Raw genomic sequence first — 18301 nt, 5'->3', positions numbered from 1 at the left:
CCTGAACACCTTATGGATATAACCATCCTCGATTACATCGTATTTTTCCTTTTTGTGGGAGGCGTTGCGCTGTTCGGCTGCTCGTTCTATTACCGCAGCCGCAAGGGGGCTGCAGCCTTCACGGCAGCCGAGGGATCGTTGCCCACGTGGGTCGTGGGAATGTCGATCTTCGCCACGTTCGTCAGCAGCATCAGTTTCCTCGGATTGCCCGGCGATGCTTACAAAGGCAACTGGAATCCCTTTGTCTTCAGCCTCTCGATCCCCATCGCCACGTGGCTGGCGGCCAAGGTCTTTATCCCGCTCTACCGCAACGTCAACAGCGTTTCGGCCTACCACTATCTGGAGCTCCGCTTCGGCTATTGGGCGCGGTGCTATGCGGCGATCTGCTACCTGCTGACGCAGCTGGCCCGCGTCGGGTCGATCCTGTTGCTGCTGGCCCTGCCGCTGCACACGATGTTCGGCTGGGACGTGGCGACGATCATCATCTGTACGGGCATTGCCACGCTGGCCTACACGCTGCTGGGCGGAATCGCCGCCGTGGTTTGGACCGATGCCATTCAGGGCATCATTCTCATCGTCGGGGCCGTGGTCTGCGCCCTGCTTCTGACCTTCACGATGCCCGAAGGTCCGGGCCAGCTCTTCGAGATCGCCTCGGCACACGGCAAGTTCAGCCTCGGAAGCTTCGGGGCAAGCCTTACGGAGCCGACCTTCTGGGTGGTGTTCATCTACGGTCTCTTCGTCAACATGCAGAACTATGGCATCGATCAGAACTACGTGCAGCGTTACATGACGACCCGCTCGACGGCCGAAGCCGTGAAGTCGACCCTCTTCGGCGGTCTGCTCTACATCCCCGTGTCACTCGTTTTCGTCTATATCGGCACGGCGCTCTTCTCCTACTATACGGCGCAGCCCGACCTGCTGCCCGCCGGAACGCCGGCCGATCAGGTCTTCCCGTGGTTCATCGTTCACGGACTGCCGACCGGTCTGACGGGCCTGGTCATCGCCTCGCTCTTCTCGGCCGGCATGTCCACCGTGGCGACGAGCATCAACTCCTCGGCCACGATCGTGCTGACGGATTTCGCCAAGCGACTCTCGAAGCGCGACCTCTCCGAAAAGGGCAGCATGCGGGTGCTCTATGCCACGTCGTTCGTGGTCGGAGCGCTGGGTATCGTCATGGGCTTGATGATGATGAGCATCGACGGCGTGCTGGATGCCTGGTGGAAACTCTCGTCGATCTTCAGCGGCGGCATGCTGGGCCTCTTCCTGCTGGGTGTCGTCTGCCGCAACGTCCGTCGGGCACATGCCGTCGTGGCGGTGATTCTCGGATTGCTGACCATTGCCTGGATGAGTCTCTCGCCGCTGATCAACGAGGGTTCGCCCTTCTACCGGTTCCACAGTCCGCTGCACACCTATCTGACGATCGTCTTCGGGACGACGGTCATCTTCCTGGTCGGCTTCCTGCTGACGGCACTGACCCGCAAAAAAGCCAACTCGTAACGTAATTTCAAAAAATACAGCCATGAACAACTATCGACCTAAAATTGGAATCCGTCCGATCATCGACGGCCGCCGCGGCGGAATCCGTGAATCGCTGGAAGCTATGACCATGGGCATGGCCCGTCGTGTGGCCCGCCTGTATGCCGAGGAGTTGCGCTATTCGGACGGTACGCCCGTCGAGTGCGTAATTGCCGACACGACGATCGGCGGCGTGGCCGAGGCGGCCGCCTGCGCCGAGAAGTTCCGTCGCGAAAATGTCGGGGCCGTCTTGTCGGTGACCCCCTGCTGGTGCTACGGCGCCGAGACGATCGACATGGATCCGCTGACGCCGAAGGCCATCTGGGGCTTCAACGGTACGGAGCGTCCCGGAGCCGTCTACTTGGCCTCGGCGCTGGCCGGACACAATCAGAAGGGGCTGCCGGCCTTCGGTATCTACGGCCGCGACGTGCAGGACGTGACCGACGAGACGATCCCGGCCGATGTGCGCGAGAAACTGCTGCGTTTCGGGCGTGCCGCGGTGGCCGTGATGCAGATGCGCGGCAAATCCTATCTTTCGATTGGTTCGGTGTCGATGGGTATTGCCGGTTCGATGCCCAATCCGGACTTCTTCCAGGAGTATCTCGGCATGCGCAACGAGGCGGTCGACTGCTCGGAGATCGAGCGACGGATCGAACTGGGTATCTACGACCGCGGGGAGTTTGAGCGGGCCATGGCCTGGGTGACGAAATACTGCAAGGTGAACGAAGGCCGGGACTGCAACCCCGAGCATCTGATTTATCCGCGCGAAAAGAAGGAGCAGATCTGGGAGTATGTGGTGAAGATGACGATGATCATCCGTGACCTGATGCACGGCAATCCGGTTCTGGCATCCATGGGCTTCGAGGAGGAGGCCATGGGCCACAACGCCATCGTGGGCGGGTTCCAGGGACAGCGCCAGTGGACCGATTTCCGGCCCGACGGCGACTTCTCGGAGGCGATACTCAACTCGTCGTTCGACTGGAACGGCATTCGGGAGGCGGTCACCTTCGCCACGGAGAACGATACGCTGAACGGCGTCTCGATGCTGCTCATACACCTGCTGACCAACCGTGCGCAGATCTTTGCCGACGTACGCACCTACTGGTCTCCAGAGGCCGTGGAGCGCGTGACGGGGTTGCAACTCGAAGGCAAGGCTGCGGGCGGCATCATCCACCTGATCAACTCGGGCTCGTGCACGCTCGACGCGACGGGCCGGCAGACCAATGCGGCCGGAGAACCGGTGATGAAGCCCTTCTGGGAGATTACGCAGGACGATGTCGAGGCCAGCCTGGCCGCCACGACGTGGTATCCGGCCGGTCGCGAATACATGCGAGGCGGCGGTTTCTCGTCGCATTTCCTCACGCGCGGCGAGATGCCGATGACGATGTGCCGTCTGAATCTGGTCAAGGGGCTCGGTCCCGTGCTGCAGATCGCCGAGGGATGGGCCGTCAATGTGGCTCCGAAGATCTTCGAGGTGATCAACAAGCGCACCGACCAGACGTGGCCGACGACCTGGTTTGCCCCGCGTCTGACGGGCCACGGCTTCTTCCGCGACGTCTATTCGGTGATGAATGCCTGGGGTGCGAACCACGGGGCAATCAGCTACGGACATGTCGGAGCGGATCTGGTGACGCTGGCCTCGATGCTACGCATTCCGGTAGCGATGCACAACCTGTCGGAGGAGTCGTTGTTCCGTCCGTCGGCCTGGGGTGCTTTCGGCTCCGAACCCGAGGGCAGCGACTTCCGCGCCTGCGCCAACTACGGGCCGCTCTATCGCTAATCAAGAATCGAACTAACCTAAACCTGTCCAATGAAACGAAACGTACGAATTTGGGTGCGGAGCGTCGTGCTTGCCGTCCTGCTTCTGGCAGGCGGCGGCCTGACGCCCTTGTGGGCACAGTCCGCATCGACGAAGGGCCGCGTGGTCGGGAAGATCACGGACCCGGACAAGCAGCCGCTTGCCGGCGCCGTCGTATTGGTGAAGGGAACGAGTCGGGGAACTACGACGCTGGCGGACGGTACCTATTCCATTCAGGCCAAATCGGGCGATGTTTTGGTCTTTTCGCTGTTGGGATATGGTGAGAAGGAGGTCCCCGTGCACAGGCATACACGCATCGACGTGACCCTCGAGGAGGAGGCCAATGCCATTGACGATGTCGTGATCGAGGTCGGATACGGCTCGATGGCCCGCAAGGATATCACCGGAACCCTGAGCAATGTCAAGGTGCAGGATCTGATGAAGGCTCCGGTGGTCAATTTCGACCAGGCGCTTCAGGGGCGTATTGCCGGCGTTTCGGTCTCCTCGGCCGACGGTCAGCCGGGTGCCGATATGGATATCGTGATCCGTGGCGCCAACTCGCTGACGCAGAGTAATTCGCCGTTGTATGTCGTCGACGGATTCCCGATGGAGGATTTCTCCTCGGCGGCGATCAACATGTCGGATATCGCTTCGCTGACCGTGCTGAAGGATGCCTCCGCCACGGCCATCTACGGTGCCCGCGGCGCCAACGGTGTCATCATCATCGAGACCAACCGCGGCTTCGAGGGCAAACCTACCATCACCTACACGGGTACGTACGGCTTCCAGAACGTGACCAAGAAGATGGAGATGATGAATGCCTACGATTTTGTCAGCTATCAGATCGAACGGCAGCCCTCGAGCGTGGATACCTATCTGAACAATCTGGACCGCACGCTCGAAGATTACAAAAACATGGGGCAGGGGATCGACTGGCAGGACAAACTCTTCCAGAATGCTCCGCTCCACATGCACAACCTCTCGATGTCCGGCGGTACGAAACAGACGAAATACTCCGTGTCGTTTTCGATGTCCGATCAGGAGGGTGTCATCATCTGTTCGGGCTATGAGAAATATCAGGGGCGTATTTCGCTCACTCAGCAGCTCAATCGCCGGGCCAAACTCCTGGTCAATGCCAGCTACACGAGCGACAAGACCTATGGACAGACCTCGTCGGCGGCTCTTTCATCGAGCAATGCCTATGCGTCGTATCTGATGTACCGTACGTGGGCCTTCCGGCCGGTCATCACCACCACTTCGTCGCTCGACGAGGAGTTGTTCGACGACGAATTCGACGGAAACAACTCCGCGGTGATGAACCCGATCATCTCGAGTCAGAACGAAGACAAGGTGACGCGCAAGCAGACCTTCCTCTCCAATGCGAAGCTGGACTACAATCTGCACAAGAATCTGCGGTTGAGCATCAGCGGCGGATATACGCGTTATACCTATCTCTCGACCGAGTTCAACAACTCGTATACCTACAAGGGCTATCCGACGCTGACCAATACGAAGGGCGTCAACGGTTCGGTGACCAACCGCGAACGGTCGAACTGGATGAACGAAAATACGCTGACCTATACGAAAAACTGGAAAAACGGACGTCACAAACTCAATGCCGTGGCCGGTTTTATGCTCGAGGGCGAACGGGACAAGCGATTCGGCTTTTCGGCCATGAACATACCTAACGAGTCGCTGGGAATCAGTGGAATCGACGACGGCCTGCCCGATACGACGACGGCTCAGATCTCCGAAAACTACCTCATGTCGTATCTGGCGAGAGTCAACTACAGCTACCGTTCGCGTTACATGTTCACCGTGTCGTTCCGCGCCGACGGTTCGTCGAAGTTCTCTCCGGAGAACCGTTGGGGATTCTTCCCTTCGGGGGCCTTTGCCTGGCGAATCGGTGAGGAGAAGTTCATGCGCCGGCTGCGCTTCATCGACGATGCCAAACTGAGAGTGAGTTACGGTGTGACGGGAAACAACCGCGTGGGTGATTTCTCGATCTATCCGTCGCTGTCGCTGTCCGACTACTATTCGTTCAACAACGGGCAGCCCTCCGAGGCGATCGTGACCAAAAGTCTCGGAAACAACGATCTGACCTGGGAGAGTACCGATCAGGTCGACGTGGGTCTCGACCTGCGGCTGTTCAAGAACCGATTTAGCCTGACGGTCGACTGGTATCAGAAGATCACCCGCGATCTGCTGTTGAATGCCAATCTTCCCTACAGCTCGGGTTATACGACCGTCTATAAGAACATCGGCAAGATCCGTAACCGGGGCCTTGAGATTACGCTCAGCACGGTGAATGTCAAGACGCGGAATTTCGAATGGACCTCCGACTTCAACATCAGTTTCAACCGCAGCCGGGTGCTGGCCCTGGCCGAGGGTGAGGAGAATTACCTCTCGAAGATCAGCTTCACGGGCGATTTCAATGCCACGTATCTCTACCTGGCGAAGGTCGGACAGCCGATCGCCCAGTTCTACGGCATTCAGTGGGACGGTGTCTACGGGTATGAGGATTTCGACCGCGACAGCGCCGGCAACTACGTCCTCAAGAAGAATGTGCCGACCAACGGCAATGCCCGCGAGACGATCCAGCCCGGTGATATCAAGTATGTGGACCAGAACGGCGACGGCGTGGTCAACGATCAGGACAACGTGGTCATTGGACGCTGCGAACCGATCCACATCGGCGGATTCAACAACAATTTCACCTACAAGAATCTGAGCCTGAACGTCTTCTTCCAGTGGCGCTACGGCAGCGACGTGATGAATGCCAACCGCATCATCTTCGAGGGCAACTACGCCAACAAGTCGATCAACCAGTACAAGAGCTACGTCGACCACTGGACCCCGGAGAACACCGACAGCCGGAATTTCCGGGTTGGAGGCCGCGGCCCCTCGGGCGTCTACAGTTCGCGGACCATCGAGGACGGTTCGTTCCTGCGCCTGAAGACGCTGCAGTTGAGCTACACGCTTCCCGAAAAGTTCACGCGCAAGATCCGGCTCAAGACCGTGCAGGTCTTCCTCGCCGGGCAGAACCTGTGGACCTGGACCAACTATTCGGGCCTGGATCCCGAGGTTTCGACCCGTAATTCGGCGCTGACTCCCGGATTTGACTATTCGGCCTATGCCCGCAACCGCATCTATACGGCTGGCGTCAAGATCGTATTCTAACCCGAATGACACAACTTACGACGATGAAAAAGATTATCAGACTATTTTTGGGTGCATCCCTGCTGTCGGCCACATCGTGCAGTCTGCTCGATACCGAACCGCAGGACTTCGTAACCCCGTCGCTCTACTATACGAACGAGACCGAAATGAATACGGCCCTGAACGGCGTTTATGCCACACTGGCCAGTACGACACTCTATGCCAACAACATGCTGGGGCGGATGGGCCTTTCGGCGGATATCGGTTACGAAAGCTATTCGTCGGATTACGGAACGGTGGGCGATTATGACGTTTCGCCTTCGGATTCGAAGATTCTGACCTACTGGCGCGACCTCTACAACGGAATCGGGCGGGCCAACATGCTGATCAAGTATATCGACAAACCCGAACTGGACAAGGCGACCCGGGACAACATCTACGGACAGGCGCTCTTCCTGCGGGCCTACTACTACTTCATGCTGGTTGTCCGCTTCCACAACATTCCGCTGATTCTGACCGTCCCCGAGGATGGAAACCGCGAATCGGTGCAGATCCCCCAGAGCGATATCCGGGATGTCTATCTGCAGATCATCAAGGACATGGAGGAGGCGGCGCCGCTGGTTCGCACGGCGGCGGAGCTCAATTCGCCCGGACGGGTCAGCCAGTCGACCGTCTATGGCATGCTGGCACGAGTAGCGCTGAACATGGCCGGATATCCCGTCAATGAGCCCGGCATGTATGCCAAGGCTAAGGAGTATGCCCAGAAGGTGATCGACACGGGAACCCATGCCCTGAATCCCTCCTACGAGAACCTTTTCCTGACCTACATCCAGGACAAGTACGATGTGGCGGAGAGTCTTTTCGAGGTGGAGTTCTGGGGCAACAACGAGGGGACCTATACGACGGTGGCCGGCATGGTCGGCCGCAACAACGGCATCTACTGTACCGGGCGTACCGAACTGCCCGACGGTCAGACGCTGATCGAAAAGTACGGTTATTCGATCGCCACGACCCGGGCCACGCCCTACTTCTACAATCTGTTTGAGTCGGGGGATTTGCGCCGCGACTGGACCATTGCACCGTTCAACTACAACTCGACCACCGGAGAGAAGGTAGATGTCGGATCGAACTACTGGATCCGTTCGTGCGGCAAGTTCCGGCGCGAGATGGATCTGAGTACGGACCGTACGGGCAACTATACGTCGATCAACTTCCCGCTGCTGCGTTATGCCGACGTGCTGCTGATGTGGGCCGAAGGGGTGGCGGCCGATCCGGCCAACAACGACGAGGCGGAGCTGGCCCAGGCTTACGAATATGTCAATCAGGTGCGCCGCCGCGGTTACGGGCTTGATATCCATACGCCGAGTGACGTGGCCGATCTGGAGCCCTCGGGCAAGAGCATCCTGCTGGACGACATCAAGGAGGAGCGGGCCCGCGAACTGGGCTTCGAACTGCTGCGCAAGGACGATCTGGTCCGCTGGGGCGATTTCGGCAAGCAGATGCGCTATCTGAAGCAGCTGGCCAATGCCATTCCGAGCAGCTATACGTCGTCCTATTACGCCAATGCCAAACGCTACTACAACAGCGCTACCGATCGGGACGAGATCTGGCCCATTCCCACCTACGAACTGGGCATCAACCGTCGACTGGTCCAGAATAACGGATGGTAGAATCCAAATATGCCATGAAGATGAAAAGAACGAACAAAATACTCTTTCCGGTATTGGCTCTGATGCTGCTTGCGGGAGGCTGCCGCAAGCAGTTCGAGACGGTCGATGCCGTGGATTTCGAGGTGAGCACGGCCACGCAGACCTTCAAGGTGGGTGAATCCGTCCGCTTCCATTTCGAGGGGAATCCCGATTTCATCATTTTCTACTCGGGCGAGGCGGGCAGCGAGTACGCCTTCAAGGACAAGGACCGTATCACCGAGACCGAAATGACCTTCACCTTCACCACGACCACTTCGTCGGGAACTCCCGGATACCCCAACCCCGCGCGGGTGCCGATTTGTTATTCGACCGACTTTTCGGGCGAATATACCGAAGAGGCCGTACGCGCCGCCACGTGGATCGACATCACCGATCAGTTCAACCAGCCGACGGATACCGGTGTAAACGACCTGCTCTCGGGTGATGTGAACATCTCGCGCTATTATCCCGATGAGGAGACGCCTCTCTACTTCAGTTTCCACTACGTGGTCGATCCCTATGATGCTTCGGCGGCCGGCGGCAAGGGCAACGGCCGGACCCAATGGAACTACAAGTCGCCGCAGTTCAACGGTGTGGTCGGCGAGACCTCCGAGGTGCTCTACGACATGGCCTCTTCGAACTGGCAGATCGTGCTGGCCACCTCGTTTGAGGGAGCTTCGTCGCTGCCCGACATCAACACCTATCGGGTTCTTCTGCGCAGTGAGTTCACCCCGGCCGTGTCGCGGGAGTGCTGGGCTATCTGCGGGCCGATCTACAAGATGGATCAGATCAACGAGGGCCCCGACCACGGGGTCGGAATCAAGGCGATGGCCGATGCCTCGCTGGCCAGCTATGACTACATCTATGAATCCCCCGGTGAATATACCGTGACGTTCGTCGGAGCCAATGCCAACGTCTACGACCGCAAGGAGGTTGTGCGCACGCTCAAGATCCAGATCGTGGAGGACGAGGGCGGCATTACGCCTCCCGAACCCGGAGAGTGGAACCAATAAAACGACAAGACCATGACAAAACGAATCACATACATGCTTTTGGCCGCGGCTTTTGCCTGGAGCGGCTGCAGTCGGGAGGCCGTGTCGTGGAGTGACTCCGCGGACGGAGAGCCGATCCTTTTTGCCGCGTCGGGATCCCGATCCTCCCGAACGGAAGTGGAGGCCGGCAGTGACGGCCGGCTGGCCATCGTCTGGTCCTCGGGCGATGCGGTGGGTATCTACGGCATGAACGACGGCCGCTCGATCGGCAACAACTACACCTATGTGGCGACGCCTTTCAAGGAGGATCCGTCGCGATGCTCCTTCTCGGCGGAGGATCCGACCCGGATCTTTGCCTGGAAACACGGGGCCTCGCAGGGGTATTATGCCTATTATCCCTACGTGTCGGTCGAGGGACGGGAACTTTCGCCGACGTCGCATCCCTTCTCGCTTCCGGCCGTGCAGACCCAGGTCGGAGCCGATTCGCCGGCACATCTCGCTCAGTACGGCCTGCTGACCGCTCAACCGGTCGAGATTGCCGCAACGGACGAGAGTCACGGCGGGATTCTCTTCACGTTTGCCAACCTCTTCTCGATTGTGGAGGTGCGCCTGCGCATGAATGCCGACTGTCCGATCGACCGGGTGCCGCTGAAACAGATCCGGCTGGTGGCCGAGTCGGGAAATCTGGCCATTCCGGCCGGAACGATCGACCTGACCCAACCGGTTGATGCGGCCGCCGACCTGCCGGTTACGGTGGAGACGGGTAGTGCGGAGGTTGCGCTGGGCTTCAGCGATACGTTCGAGGTGGACAAGGAGGGCTATGTGAGCGCCTATCTGGTTGTGGCGCCGGGCCACCATGCCGCCGGCAGTGTCCGGATGGAGATCACGGCCATCGACAATTCGATTCGCAGCGAGATTTTCCCCGAGGCCATTGTGCTGGAACCCAACCGCCACTATACGAAGAGCTACGAACTCTCGCTCGACGATTTCGAACCGGTGGACGAGTTCGAGGCCGAGCTCCCGGCGCTGACCTGCAAGGTGGGCGAGCCGCTGACCGTGACCATGACGGGTGTAGCCGACCGGATCGACTTCTGGTCGGGCGAAGAGGGGCACGATTTCGCCTATGCGGAGAAGGATCGGATGCAGGAGGCCACCATGAGCATGAACTTCTACATGCTGCTCAACAGTGGAACCCAGCGGACGCCGCTCAAGGTCAAGTACTCCACCGATTTTGACGGGACGATGACCGAAGAGGCCATTCTGGCGGCCTCGTGGACGGATGTCAGCTCGCTGTTCGACCTGACGACCTATATCTACGGAACGGATACCTCGACGACGGTTGGCGCCTCGACGCAACCCTACAACGTCGGTACGGCGGATTGCAGCGACTGGTTCACCGGCGCGGGGAACAGCTGCTACATCGCTTTCTTCTATCACGTGGATGCCTACGATGCGAGCTATGTGGATCCGGCCACGCAGGTGGCGGGGAACGGACGAACCTATGTCTATCTGCACGACACGTGGGTAAGAGCGCAGTACAAGTCGGAGGATACCTTTACGGAGATCTACCGTCAGAAATACGTTGACGGAGAGAGTGATCCCTCCTATCCGATCGTGGTCTTCGGACCGACGTTCGACGACTCCGACGGAACCAACCCGTTGCGTATCTTCTCCTATGGTTCCTATCCCTATGTGCTGCGTCTGGGGGCGGCGTTCCGGCCTACGGAGGAACGGAATTCGTATCTTGTTCTGCCGCGCCTGGAGCGCCCCGCAGCAAAGAACGTCGGCAAGGACCAGCCTTTCGTGGTCAAGGGCGAGGAGGATCCGCAGCCGCAGAGCTACGAATATCTCTTTACGCAGCCCGGAGTCTATGAGGTGGCCGTGGTGGGTACCACGCAGACGCTCGCCGGCCCGAAGCAGATCATCAAACAGGCGACCGTTACCGTAACGGCGGAATAAAATCAGACTGACAGCCATGAAAAACACGATCAGATTCATTCTTTTGTTCTTTGCCGGCTGGGTGCTCTCCTCCTGTTCGAAGGACGACGGCGCGGGAGAGACCCCCGTTGCGGCCGGTGCGATCGAAGTCCGCGGTACGCTGGTCGACATCCGCAGTGCGACCGTCGGCGAAAAGGTTTTCCCGCAGAACGACGACTATCTTTTCCAGAGCGACGTCGAAGCCCTTTTCGAAACACCGCAATCCTATGCCGTCGGGCTGATGGAGTCCCGGGGTGCCGAGGCTTTCCGCTGCGGCAGCACCGGACCCGTCTATCTGGCTACGGATTGTGCCGACATGCGTGCCGAGGGTTGGACCTCCCGGAAGACCTCCTTCCGGATCGGGGAGATCGACTACTACCTCTATGCCTACAACTGTACGACCCCGAACCGGTGGATCGACATCCCGGATCCGGCCGGCCGGAAATATTCGACCCTGCTTTTTGCGCCGAAGCTCAGTGTTGCCGGGACCTCGATACCGGGAACGGTTATCGCTCAGGTTCCCGTCCTGCGGCAGTATGCGATCAACAACGTCTGCATGACGATTCTCCCCAACGGCGAGTATATTGCCGCCTGTACGGGCTCGACGGTCGAGAACCAGGGCGTTTCGCTCTTCGTTTCGTCCGACCGGGGGCGGAGCTGGAAGGTGCTCTCGCAGAACAACCTCACGACGAACGGCATTGCCAACTATTGCAACATCTTCGTTCATGACGGCGCCCTCTACATGATGGGCGTAGGCCAGAACCGCCAGAATGTGCTGATCACCCGTTCGGAGGACAACGGCCGTACGTGGACGCTTCCTCAGGACGAAGAGAACGGCATTCTGATGCGCGGGGCGTTCCATTCGTCGTCGGTGCCGATGGTGGTGAGCGGCGGACGGATCTGGCGGGGGATGGAGACCTACGACAACGACGTCAAGACGGCCTTCGTCCTGTCGGCTCCGGCAGATGCCGATCTGCTCAAGGCCTCGAGCTGGACGGCCACCAATACGATCCCCGGTACGACGCCCGTCAACGAGAGTTGGGAGTTCGACGGGAAACGGATCTCGGAGCTGATCGAGGGTAACGTCGTGGTCACCCCCGACGGAAAACTCTACAACATCCTGCGGGCAAGCAGCTCCTACACGAGCCTGGCGGCCGGAATGGCCACCATTGCCGATGAAAAGACCCTGGAGATTACGGCTCCCGACGATCTGATCCGTTTCCCGGGCGGCGGCAAGAAGTTCACGATCCGTTACGACGAACAGAGCCGCCGTTACTGGGCGTTGACCAATCCGGCATCGGACAACGTGGCCGGAATGTCACATAACGGGATCTATGCTTCGGGCATTACCGAGAATCTCGTACGGAACCGTCTGGTGCTCTGTTACTCGACGGATCTGACGACCTGGATCCAGTACAAGGAGATCGTTTCGGATCCCGATCCCTTCTTCCACGGCTTCCAGTATGTCGACTGGATGTTCGACGGTGAGGATATCGTGGCCGTCTGCCGGATGGCCTGTCCCGAGAGCCGGGGTCTTCCCGTCCGTCAGCACGATGCGAATTTCATGACCTTCTTCCGCATCGAGCATTTCCGAACCCTTTGATGGCGAGACGATGAACCGAATTCGAACATGGAAATACCTGCTGTGGGTGCTTGTGACGGTGTGGCCGCTCTTGTTGGCGGCAGCGCCGCGCACGCCCGTGGTGGAGGTCCGGGGGCGATTGATCGATATCCGCAAGGCCGACCGCTGGTCGGAGGCCTATCCGCAGTATCGGAAGCATCGGTTCGGAAACTCACTTCCCGAACGCCTCGTCGGCATGAACTATGCCGTGAGTCTCAAGGAGTTTGCGGGACCCTCGGCCGTTCGCTGCTCCCGCCCGTGCGATCTGCTGCTGGCTCTGAATGCCACAACGCCCGATACGATGCTGTGGCACCCGACGGGAGAGACCTTCTACATCAATCGCAACCTCTACCGGCTCTACGAAGGCCGTTATACGACTCCGGGCAAATGGATGGAACTCCCTGCGACACGCAACGGGAAGGCATCGTCGATGCTCTTTGCCCGGAATCTGCGAGTGGCCGGTACGGTACCGGTTCCCGGCACCGTCGTGGCGAGGGTCCCGGTGCTGCGCAAGACGCATATCACCAATCCGAACATCCTGATTCTGCCCGACGGAAGCTATCTTGCCGTCTGCAGCGGCGTCTATCCGCATCGGGTCGCAGCCATTTACCGCTCGACGGACCGCGGCGAGAGTTGGTCTGCCTGGGCGAAGGTCGACTATCCGATCAATTTCTATACGCTTTTTCTCCATCGGGGCGCCCTCTATCTGATGGGAACCCGTTCGCCGCAGGGAACGATCGTCATCTGTCGTTCGACGGACAACGGGCAGACCTGGGAACTCCCCGACGAAACCTCGGGACGGGGTGTGCTGCTTGAAGGACATTACCATTCGGCGCCGGTTCCGGTGGTCGAGCATCAGGGACGTCTCTGGCGGGCCATGGAGACCAATTTCCCGGACGAGCGTCGTCAGGCTTTCGTGCTGTCGGCGGCCGTCGGCGACGATCTGATGCGGGCGTCGAGCTGGAAGATCTCCCGTTTCCTGAAATCCTCGCCCGAGTGGATTGCGGAGAGTGATGAGGGGGGATTCCGGCAGTGGATCGAAGGCAACGTCGTCGTCGCTCCGGATGGACGGTTGGTCAACGTCCTGCGCGTCGACGAACAAAAATGGGGCCGTTCGGCAGCCGTGGTCCACATCGAAGGGTTGCGCAAACTGAGTTTCGATCCCGCGAAGGATATCATCGAGATGCCGGGCGGCGGCAAGAAATTCACCATTCGCTACGACTCCCTGTCGCGCCGCTACTGGTCGCTCACCTCGATCGTCCTCGACGAGTTCCGCGGCATGCGGCACGGCGGCATCTATGCGTCGGGAATCCATTGCGGGCTGATCCGCAATACGCTGGCCCTGATCAGCTCGGAGGATCTCTATCATTGGCGGGTGGAGCGGACCATTCTGGCGAGCGACAATCCCTTTTTCGACGGCTTTCAGTATGTCGACTGGCAGTTCGACGGCGAGGATCTGGTCTCGGTGATCCGTCTGGCCATGGAGGAGCCGCGGGGGCTTCCGAACCGGCAGCATGATGCCAATTTCCTGGTCTTCAAACGTATCGTAAAGTTCCGTGAGGCGGGGGAGCCCGACGTCATCCGGACCCTTCACAAATCCGGGGGGTGTGGCTGAAAATGAATCATAACCAATCTTGAAAACGATGAACCGAATTCTGAAAAACTTGCTGGCCATGGTCTCCGTACTGAGCCTGTCCGCGGGCACGGCCTGGGGACAGCCCTTCCTGCGGCTGCCGGCCATCATCGGCGACCATATGGTGCTTCAGGCCGATGCAACGGTGAAACTTTACGGCTGGGCCGATCCCAATGCCCGGGTTACGGTGACCCCTTCGTGGGGCGAACCGGTTACCGTGCGGGTCGGCTACGATACGAAGTGGGAGGTGGAGCTGAAGACCCCCGTGGCTTCGGCCCAGGCTCAGACCATCGCCTTTCAGAGCAATCGCAAGGTCTCCCGTACGGTCCGGGATGTGTTGATCGGACAGGTCTGGCTGTGCAGCGGTCAGTCGAACATGAACTGGAGCGCGGCCAACGGGATCGTGGACATGAAGCAGGAGCTCGAGACGAAGATGAACCCGCAGATTCGGCTTTTCACCGTCACGAAGAACAGTTCGCCCTATTCGGCGGAGGACTGCGTGGGGCACTGGGCCGTCTGTGATGCCTCGAGTGCGCGCTATTTCAGCGCCGTGGGCTATTTCTTCGGCAAGCGGCTGGCCGAAGAGCTCGGGCAACCCGTCGGGTTGGTCAATTCGTCGTGGGGCGGCACTCCGATCGAGGTGTGGACCCCGGCTGCCGACATGAAGCGGGATGCCCGGATGGTTGCCTCCTGGAAGAGCCACTCCAAACAGGGTCGCGGATGGGATATCGGCTCGGTCTACAATGCGATGATTGTGCCGCTGCTGCGTACGGCCTTTGCCGGGGCGATCTGGTATCAGGGGGAGTCGAACAAGGAGAATGCCGCACTCTACGGCGATGAATTCCGCCTGATGATCGAGAGCTGGCGCCGGGCCTTTGGGCGCGAACTGCCCTTCTATTTCGTGCAGATTGCACCCTGTGCTCGCGCCGAAGGCGGCATCACGGGCGCTCTGGTCCGCGAACAGCAGGCCCGGGTGGCCGCAACGGTCCCGGCAACGGGTATGGTGGCCATTCCGGATCTGGTCAACGATGTCACGAACATCCATCCGGCCTACAAGAAGGGTGTCGGTGACCGGCTTGCCGGTTGGGCCCTCGGCGAGGTTTACGGCAAGAAGGGTCATAAATACCGTCAGGTGACCTTCCGCTCGGCCGAGTTCAAGCGCAATCAGGTGATCGTGTCGTTCGATCATGCCGAAGGCGGCCTGCGGTGTCCCGATCCCTCGATCCGGGGACTGGAGTTGTGCGATGCTTCGATGCAGTTTGTTCCGGCCCAGGGGATGATCGACGAGCGCAACAATACGCTGGTGGTATGGAGCAAGCAGGTCACTCGTCCCGTGGCGGTCCGCTACTGCTTCAGCGACGGGGCCATCGGGAATCTGTTCGATGCGGCGGGGCTTCCCGTCGTGCCGTTCCGCAGTGACTCCGACGACAGGGCGGTTCCGGCCCGTGAGCCCGACGATGCCGTTTCGCGTATGAAGGTGACGGCCCGGGGCGGCGGATTCGAAGTGCGGAATTTTGCCGTCGGGACGAAGTTCTTCCTGAATCGGGTCTATCCGCTCACGACGGTTCCCGAACGCTTTTCCGGATTCCGGATGCTGGCCCACGATGCGGGGCAGAATCTTGGTCTGCGCTGCCGGGTGACGGCTTCGTCGTCGGGACGTGTCTACCTGATGGCCCGGCGCAACAAGTACACGGTTGCGGAGTTGAAGGGGTGGATCCGGGAGGCCGATTCCGAGATCCGCTATACGACCCATGACAAGAGCAAACCCGGAATTCTGAATGTCTATTACAAGGAGGTGAAGGCCGGTGAGAAGGTTGACCTCCCCGTGTCGCGGGATTTTGCGGGAATGACTCTGTTGGCGGCTGAAATCGAATATGAGAAATAAGAGCATGAAACGGATTGTTTTTGTACTGATCGGGGCTCTGTTCTCCGTCGGACTGGCCGGAGCCGCGGAACCTCTGCGTCATGCCCATCCGGTGATGGCCGGAGGCGAGGAGGGGCTTTCGCCCATGTCGTTTGGATTGACCTACAGCAACCTGCCCCGAGGCGCTGCCTATATTTCGTCGGATCGCTATCCGGATCTCTTTGTGCTGGTAACCCGCGGAGCCCGTGATGCCTGGGGTTTCTGGCGCTGTGCCTACGATGCGACGGCCTCGGACGGTTCGCTGATCTATCGTGCTCCCGAGCGGGTGACCACACCGTGGGACCAGAAGAACGGATTGCCGCCCTCGCAGATCCGGATCTTCCAGGACGGGGATCGGGTCTATCTGCTGCGATTGACCCGGACCCGGCTCTATGTGGCGTTGTGGAACGGGGCAGCTGCTTTCGAAGCGGTCGCCACGACCGAACTGGAGGGGGTCGACTATCCGGTGGCATCGTTCGACTGCATCCGCCGCAACAAGCGGGATTTCGAACTGGCCATCTTCTGCCACGACGGGCAGTCGTATCGCCCCGAGACGTTCAAGGGAGACCGGCAGTCGTACTATGACGGAGCCGGAATCTATCGGGGAGCTCTCCCCGGTTCGGGCCTTTTCCGGGTGACGCTCGATGCCGGAACGTGGTGTCAGGTCAGTGACGTGGAGCAGGTGGGCCGGGATATGAATCTGGTGATCGGAGCCAGCGAGGTGGCCTGTGTGCATTCGGACGACGGGGCGTATGACGGTTATCTGTTCACCAACCGGCTGGGAAGCATGAAGTTCATTCCCTATCGGAAAGGCGCAGCAGGGAAGGGGTTGGCCCCGACCCATGTGATGCGCGATGAGCAACGGGTACGGGTCCATACGGCTTACAGCTCGCGCGTCATTTCGTTCTCGAAGGATCGTGCGGGGTGCTGCGACCTGATGATCGGCGGGGAATCAGCCATGTATCACTACCGTTATCTGGGGCAGACTGCTTCCGGGGCTCCGATCTATTCCGATCCGCAGCCGGTGCTGCAGCGCAAAGCTCCGCTTTACGGCGGTTCGCTGACCGTGCCGAACGTGGTGGACTGGGACGGTGACGGAGCTCTCGATATCGTAGCCGGCAATTCGGAGGGGCGCCTGCTCTTTTTCAAGAACCGGGGGACGAACCAAAATCCCGATTTTGCCCGTTCCGAGGAGTTGCAGGCCGGCGGCCAACCCATCGTTCTGCGACCCGGATACCATGTGGTGCAGGGACCGTTCGAGGCCTCGTGGGGTTACCTCTGCCCGACGGTCTGCGACTGGAACGGCGACGGACTGTTGGATGTGGTTGTTTCGGGCTCGCGGGCCAAATTCGAGGTGATGCTGAACCGCGGAACGCGGGAAAAACCGCGGCTGGATGCCCCCGTGGCACTGAGCGTGGACAATCTGGAGTTGTACGGCACGTGGCGTGTCCGTCCGGCCATCGCGAAAATCGGGGACCGCAACGTGATCGTGATCATGGACAGCGACAATGCCCTGCACATGTATCGTCAGGTCGATGATTTCCATGTCGAGGATGTCGGAAAACTGCGGCTGACGAACGGCTCCTCGATCACCGGACACAACGATGCCCGGGAGCCGTTGGGACAGATGGGGCGTGGCAAACTGCGTTTCGTGGACTGGAACGGCGACGGGAAACTCGATCTGCTGGTCGGGTCCATCAAACGCTCGTCCTATCCCTCCCCCGAACGGGGACTTCCCTATACGCGTTTCAAGAAGAAGGAGTATGGCCTTCAGGTGATGTTGTTCGTCAACGTCGGGACCAATGAGAAGATGGTTTTCGAGGAGCCAGTCCAGTTTCAGATCGACGGGAAGGATTTCCCGCTCGGGGCCCATTCCAACGCTCCGGAACCCTGCATGTTGGGCGATACGGCCAACGGGCCCAATCTGCTGGTGGGGTGTGAAAGCGGTAAATACTATTTCTTCGAGCACAATCGGATCACGACAGTCGGCATCGACGACTGAGTCCGGTCGGCGA

Annotated in this window: 10 protein-coding genes; all 10 read left to right on the top strand. The window is 59.7% G+C overall.

Going from position 1 to position 18301, the window contains the following annotated elements:
- Window positions 1–12: 12 nt before the first annotated feature.
- From B5G09_RS11610 to B5G09_RS11565, 10 genes are read left to right on the top strand one after another with little or no spacing between them, the layout of a single operon-like run.
- Window positions 13–1497, top strand: a complete 1485-nt coding sequence (locus B5G09_RS11610; protein ID WP_087405283.1) for a sodium:solute symporter — start codon at window positions 13–15, stop codon at window positions 1495–1497.
- A 22-nt stretch (window positions 1498–1519) separates the two neighbouring features.
- Window positions 1520–3295: an L-fucose isomerase gene (locus tag B5G09_RS11605; RefSeq protein WP_087405282.1), complete on the top strand. Its 1776-nt coding sequence runs from the start codon at window positions 1520–1522 to the stop codon at window positions 3293–3295.
- Between the two features lie 30 nt (window positions 3296–3325).
- On the top strand, window positions 3326–6493 hold the full coding sequence (locus B5G09_RS11600; protein WP_087405281.1) for a TonB-dependent receptor: 3168 nt from the start codon (window positions 3326–3328) through the stop codon (window positions 6491–6493).
- A gap of 23 nt (window positions 6494–6516) precedes the next feature.
- Complete coding sequence (locus B5G09_RS11595) at window positions 6517–8142, top strand: RagB/SusD family nutrient uptake outer membrane protein (RefSeq protein WP_241147664.1); 1626 nt, start codon at window positions 6517–6519, stop codon at window positions 8140–8142.
- Window positions 8143–8162: 20 nt separating this feature from the next.
- Window positions 8163–9173, top strand: coding sequence for a DUF5017 domain-containing protein (locus tag B5G09_RS11590; RefSeq protein WP_087405304.1), 1011 nt, complete (start codon window positions 8163–8165; stop codon window positions 9171–9173).
- Window positions 9174–9185: 12 nt separating this feature from the next.
- Window positions 9186–11111 carry a DUF5017 domain-containing protein gene (locus B5G09_RS11585; RefSeq protein ID WP_087405280.1) on the top strand — a complete coding sequence of 642 codons (1926 nt, stop codon included), beginning with the start codon at window positions 9186–9188 and terminating at the stop codon, window positions 11109–11111.
- 16 nt (window positions 11112–11127) lie between these two features.
- Window positions 11128–12732 carry a sialidase family protein gene (locus B5G09_RS11580; protein ID WP_087405279.1) on the top strand — a complete coding sequence of 535 codons (1605 nt, stop codon included), beginning with the start codon at window positions 11128–11130 and terminating at the stop codon, window positions 12730–12732.
- A 10-nt stretch (window positions 12733–12742) separates the two neighbouring features.
- Window positions 12743–14365 carry a sialidase family protein gene (locus tag B5G09_RS11575; protein ID WP_087405278.1) on the top strand — a complete coding sequence of 541 codons (1623 nt, stop codon included), beginning with the start codon at window positions 12743–12745 and terminating at the stop codon, window positions 14363–14365.
- A 28-nt stretch (window positions 14366–14393) separates the two neighbouring features.
- Entirely contained in the window at window positions 14394–16268 is a 1875-nt protein-coding gene (locus B5G09_RS11570) for a sialate O-acetylesterase (protein ID WP_087405277.1), read from the top strand.
- A 4-nt stretch (window positions 16269–16272) separates the two neighbouring features.
- A complete protein-coding gene (locus tag B5G09_RS11565; protein WP_241147663.1) occupies window positions 16273–18288 on the top strand; it encodes a VCBS repeat-containing protein in 2016 nt (671 codons plus the stop codon).
- Window positions 18289–18301 lie beyond the last annotated feature (13 nt).

The sequence above is a fragment of the Alistipes sp. An54 genome (assembly GCF_002159375.1).
GTDB lineage: Bacteria > Bacteroidota > Bacteroidia > Bacteroidales > Rikenellaceae > Alistipes > Alistipes megaguti.
This window is presented reverse-complemented; position numbering and strand designations above follow the sequence as displayed.

Coding starts and splice junctions, on each gene's coding strand:
- B5G09_RS11610 (WP_087405283.1), top strand. CDS start 13: ATGGATATAACCATCCTCGATTACATCGTATTTTTCCTTTTTGTGGGA.
- B5G09_RS11605 (WP_087405282.1), top strand. CDS start 1,520: ATGAACAACTATCGACCTAAAATTGGAATCCGTCCGATCATCGACGGC.
- B5G09_RS11600 (WP_087405281.1), top strand. CDS start 3,326: ATGAAACGAAACGTACGAATTTGGGTGCGGAGCGTCGTGCTTGCCGTC.
- B5G09_RS11595 (WP_241147664.1), top strand. CDS start 6,517: ATGAAAAAGATTATCAGACTATTTTTGGGTGCATCCCTGCTGTCGGCC.
- B5G09_RS11590 (WP_087405304.1), top strand. CDS start 8,163: ATGAAAAGAACGAACAAAATACTCTTTCCGGTATTGGCTCTGATGCTG.
- B5G09_RS11585 (WP_087405280.1), top strand. CDS start 9,186: ATGACAAAACGAATCACATACATGCTTTTGGCCGCGGCTTTTGCCTGG.
- B5G09_RS11580 (WP_087405279.1), top strand. CDS start 11,128: ATGAAAAACACGATCAGATTCATTCTTTTGTTCTTTGCCGGCTGGGTG.
- B5G09_RS11575 (WP_087405278.1), top strand. CDS start 12,743: ATGAACCGAATTCGAACATGGAAATACCTGCTGTGGGTGCTTGTGACG.
- B5G09_RS11570 (WP_087405277.1), top strand. CDS start 14,394: ATGAACCGAATTCTGAAAAACTTGCTGGCCATGGTCTCCGTACTGAGC.
- B5G09_RS11565 (WP_241147663.1), top strand. CDS start 16,273: ATGAAACGGATTGTTTTTGTACTGATCGGGGCTCTGTTCTCCGTCGGA.